This window comes from Micromonospora sp. NPDC049107 (genome assembly GCF_040648595.1).
Classification (GTDB): Bacteria; Actinomycetota; Actinomycetes; order Mycobacteriales; family Micromonosporaceae; genus Micromonospora.
Genome location: NZ_JBEZEC010000025.1, coordinates 1 through 1,394 on the forward strand (window position 1 = coordinate 1; position 1,394 = coordinate 1,394).

Sequence of the window (1,394 nt, forward strand, 5' to 3'; positions counted from 1 at the left end):
GGGTCTGTGCATCTAAGGGTGTTTCCGGCCTGACCCATCGGGCGTTGTGCCTGGTGAGGAGGGTGCCGTGATGACCGCGACACTGAACGACCAGACCGGACGTAAGAAGCGGCCCGAGCCGTCGGCTGAGGCGAAGGCCGCCGCCGAGCTGGTCCGGGCCGCGAAGGAACAAGGGCTGTCGCTGACCGGCCCGGACGGGCTGCTCAAGCAGCTGACCAAAACGGTCCTGGAGACGGCGCTGAAGGAGGAGATGACCGAGCATCTGGGCTATGAGAAACATGAGTCGGCTGGGGTGGAGTCGGGCAACGTCCGCAACGGCACCAGGGCGAAGACGGTGCTGACCGATAGCACGGGGCCGGTCCAGATCGATGTGCCCCGGGACCGGGCCGGCACCTTCGAGCCCCAAATCGTCAAGAAGAGGCAGCGGCGCCTGTCCGGGGTCGACGAAGTCGTGTTGTCGTTGTATGCCAAGGGTTTGACCACCGGGGAGATCTCGGCGCATTTCGCGGAGATCTACGGGGCTTCGGTGTCGAAGGAGACGATCTCGCGGATCACCGACAAGGTGATCGAGGAGATGACCGACTGGTCGCACCGCCCGTTGGATGAGATTTACGCCGCCGTGTTCATCGACGCGATCGTGGTCAAGGTCCGCGACGGGCAGGTCGCGAACCGGCCCTTCTACGCCGCTATCGGGGTCACGCTCGACGGGGAGAAGGACATCCTCGGGTTATGGGCCGGCTCGGGTGGTGAGGGTGCGAAGTTCTGGATGAGCGTGCTGACCGACCTGCGTAACCGGGGCGTGAAGGACGTGTTCTTCCTCGTCTGCGACGGCCTGAAAGGTCTTCCCGAGGTGGTCACGAACGTGTGGCCCCGCACGATCGTGCAGACGTGCATCATCCATCTGATCCGCAACACGTTCCGGCTCACCTCCCGCAAGTACTGGGACGCGCTCAAGCACGACATCAAACCGATCTACACCGCCGTCAACGCGGCGGCGGCCAGGGCCGCGTTCGAGGACCTGGCAGAGAAGTGGGGCGAGCGGTATCCGGCGGTGATCCGGCTGTGGGACAACGCCTGGGCGGAGTTCATCCCGTTCCTCGACTACGACGTCGAGATCCGGCGGGTGATCTGCTCGACCAACGCGATCGAGTCGTTGAACGCCCGCTACCGACGGGCGATCAAAACCCGCGGCCACTTCCCCAACGAGCAGGCCGCGTTGAAGTGTCTGTACCTGGTGACCCGATCCCTGGACCCCACCGGAACAGGCAGAACCCGATGGACGATGCGCTGGAAACCCGCGTTGAACGCCTTCGCCATCACCTTCAGCGACCGCTTCCCAGCCGCTGAAACCTACTAACCAAGATCGCCGGAAACACCGTTAGCGAGACAGCCCC

Annotated in this window: 1 protein-coding gene; it reads left to right on the forward strand. The window is 64.2% G+C overall.

The features are described from left to right. The first annotated feature begins 70 nt into the window (after positions 1–70). The gene (locus tag AB0B55_RS32620) at positions 71–1,357 is read left to right on the forward strand and encodes an IS256 family transposase (protein WP_357175977.1); all 1,287 of its coding nucleotides are present in this window, start codon (positions 71–73) and stop codon (positions 1,355–1,357) included. Positions 1,358–1,394 lie beyond the last annotated feature (37 nt).

Bases quoted from the DNA above. Each gene is read 5' to 3' on its own strand.
- AB0B55_RS32620 (WP_357175977.1), top strand. From the start codon at position 71: ATGACCGCGACACTGAACGACCAGACCGGACGTAAGAAGCGGCCCGAG.